2 protein-coding genes are annotated in these 3,166 nt (G+C 64.2%); both read left to right on the forward strand.

All coding sequences use genetic code 11. The annotated features are described in order from the left end of the window. The first annotated feature begins 62 nt into the window (after nucleotides 1–62). On the forward strand, nucleotides 63–2,252 hold the full coding sequence (locus tag BN903_RS06540) for a (Fe-S)-binding protein (RefSeq protein WP_048076980.1): 2,190 nt from the start codon (nucleotides 63–65) through the stop codon (nucleotides 2,250–2,252). A gap of 95 nt (nucleotides 2,253–2,347) precedes the next feature. Next, nucleotides 2,348–2,911 carry a hypothetical protein gene (locus BN903_RS06545; protein WP_048076981.1) on the forward strand — a complete coding sequence of 188 codons (564 nt, stop codon included), beginning with the start codon at nucleotides 2,348–2,350 and terminating at the stop codon, nucleotides 2,909–2,911. Nucleotides 2,912–3,166 lie beyond the last annotated feature (255 nt).

Below are 3,166 nucleotides of genomic sequence, written 5' to 3' on the forward strand. Positions count from 1 at the left end.
CGAGAGACCACGCTCTCGCGGTTGTGGCAACATTTAACCCGACCCTATCCCGGTGATCGATCATGATTCCCCTACAGGCGGCCACCCGGGAGACCTTCTGGACCATCGGTCCGGTGGGGAAGGCCGCGTTCTACTGGCTCGCCGCGGTCGCCGTCTTGGTGTTCCTGTACGGCGTCTACGCGCGGTTCGCCGCGTACGCCCGCGGGGCTGCGGACCCCCGCGACCGGCTGTCGAACCTCCCCGGCCGGGTCGTCGCCGCGACGAAGACGGTCCTCTCGAACGAGAACCAGTTCGACGGGGACCTGTACGCCGGCGTGATGCACACGTTCGTCCTCTGGGGGTTCCTCGTCTTACTCGTCGCGACGACCATCCTCGGGATCGACATCGACCTGTACCGCCCGCTCACGGGCGAGTCGTTCTGGGTCGGCAACTTCTATCTCGCCTACCAGTTCGCGGTCGACGCGTTCGGGCTGCTGTTCGTCGTCGGCGTCGGCATGGCCGGCTACCGCCGCTACCGGAACCGCGAGGGACGGCTCTGGGGGAAACACACCTCGCTGGAGGACGACGCGTTCCTCTGGACCCTCTTCCTGCTCGGCGTCGGCGGCTTCCTCGTCGAGGGCGTGAGCATGGTCGGCCAGCCCCAGCGGGCGACCGAGACGGTGAGCTTCGTCGGGATGGCGCTCGCGACCGGTCTGGAGGCGGCGGGCCTCACCGCCGCGGGCGCGGAGGCCGCCTACGGCGTCATCTGGTGGAGCCACTCGCTGCTGGCGTTCGCGTTCGTCGCGTGGATCCCGTACGCGAAGCCGTTCCACATGATCTCCTCGTTCGCCAACGTCGTCGCCCGCGACGAGAAGGCGGGCGCGCGGCTCCCGAACGTCCCCGCGGACCTCGATCACACGAACGCCGAGTCGCTCTCAGATTTCACGTGGAAGGAGCTGCTCGACGGCGACGCGTGTACGAAGTGCGGGCGGTGTACCGACGCCTGTCCCGCTGACACCGTCGGCCGCAACCTCGATCCGCGGAACGTCATCCTCGACCTGAAGGCGTACCGCGAGTCCGTCAGCGACGACCCGGTGGCGGGGAGCGGAGACCGGATGACGACTGACGGCGGCGTGGCCGGCTCCGCCGCCGTCAACGACGGCGGAACCGTCCCCATCGTCGCCGACGAGGGCGGCGTCATCGCCAGCGAGTCGATGGAGTCCTGTATGTCCTGTATGGCGTGTATGGACGCCTGCCCGGTCGACATCGAACACCTCACCTCCTTCACGAAGATGAACCGCCAGCTCGTCGACGAGGGTGCGGTCGACTCGAACCTCCAAGACGTGTTTCAAGACGTGATGCAGAAAGGGAACATCTTCGGCGAGTCGCAGTCGACGCGGGGCGACTGGGCGGACGACTTGGACGAGTCGGTCGACGTGCCCGACGCCCGCGAGGAGTCGGTCGAGTACCTCTGGTACGTCGGCGACTACCCGAGCTTCGACGACCGGAACAAGACGGTCGCCCGCGCGCTCGCCCGCCTGTTCGACGAGGCGGACGTGTCGTTCGGAATCTTATTCGACGACGAGAAGACCGACGGCAACGACATCCGCCGGATCGGCGAGGAGTTCCTCTACCTCGAACTCGCCGGTCACCACGTCGAGACGTTCGCGGACTGCGAGTTCGAGAATATCGTCTGTACCGACCCGCACTCCTACAACACCATCAAAAACGAGTATCCCGAGGTTGACTTCGCGGAGTTCGCGGACGACCCGATGATGCCGTTCGACCGCGAGGAGCCGTGGAACCCGGAGGGAGAAATCGACGTGTTCCACTGGACGCAGGTCGTCGAGGAGCTCGTCGACGAGGGTCGGCTCGACCTGTCGGGCGACGAGCTGGACTACACCGTCACCTACCACGACCCCTGTCACCTCGGCCGGTACAACGACGAGTACGAGGCCCCGCGCGAGCTAATCTCCGCGACCGGCGCGGAGCTGTACGAGATGCCGCGCTCGCGGGACGACTCGTTCTGCTGTGGCGGGGGCGGCGGCGGGCTCTGGACCGAACACGACGAGGCGGTCAAGCCGAGCGAGGAGCGCCTCCGCGAGGCGGTCGAGGACACCGATGCGGGCGCTGCGATAGAGAAGTTCGTCGTCGCCTGTCCGATGTGTACGACGATGTTCGAGGACGGTCGCAAGACCGGGGACTTCGAGGACGACGTGGAGATCGTCGACGTCGCGGAGCTTTTGATCGAGGCGGTCGACTCCTCACGGTAACGAGCCGCCTTCGACGTTATATTCGGGGCCGTTCGATTCGACAATAATTAAAAACGTATACTTTCTTATCAGAACATTTCGCCACGTGGAATCACATGTCTGAAGCAGGTTCGACTCAGGCCGGAGCAGCGTATTGTCGGAACTGTGAGCAACAAGTCCAACCCGTTGGCGGGGTCAACAGAGAACTGGGAATCATTCTGCTGTTTTTCGGATTTATCCCGGGGCTCGTCTACCTCGGTGGGGGGTGGATCATGGACCAGTACGGCTTGTTGAGCAAGAACTGTCCGATCTGCGGCGACGACAACTGGTCGCGTCAGCCGGTCAACAACGCCGGCGACTCGGATCGAACCGTCAACGGAGACGACTCCGAAGGGGAACTCGTGGCTCAACACAACGCTTCCGGGTCAGAACGGGCACGCAGCGGTGTAGCGGCCAAAATCCAGAAATGGGTCATCAGGACGATCAAGAGTTGGGCGACGGTAGCGATTATCGTCTTTCCGCTGTTCTTCTTCTTTAGCCTCTCAAACGTCTCAATGCTGGTATCCACGATATTATCCGTATCTTGGTTCGGGGTCTGTATTTACGGACTCCACCGCCGCGACTTGCTCCACTTCGGGATCCATTCGCCGTTCTACTACCGAGAGCAAAAGAACGAATAGGCGGGTGGAACCCTTCGGCGGCCGAGTCTCTAACCGCGCTGACACGTCCTCAGAGGCTCACAACACACATTACTGGTGACGTGATCCCGCCTTACAACGTGGAGGGGGACTCCGAGGACCCGACCACATCGTCGGTGCGCCGCAACAGCGCTCGCCCGGGCGCGCGATCGCGGACCGGCGCGTCGCCGAGGTAGTCGACGAGGGCGTCCCGCAGGAGGGCGACGCCCTCGCCGTCGAGGGGTTCGCCGCGTTCGA

The sequence above is a fragment of the Halorubrum sp. AJ67 genome (assembly GCF_000513435.1).

Excerpts from the sequence above, each read along its gene's own strand:
- BN903_RS06545 (WP_048076981.1), top strand. The coding sequence starts at position 2,348 with ATGTCTGAAGCAGGTTCGACTCAGGCCGGAGCAGCGTATTGTCGGAAC.
- BN903_RS06540 (WP_048076980.1), top strand. The coding sequence starts at position 63 with ATGATTCCCCTACAGGCGGCCACCCGGGAGACCTTCTGGACCATCGGT.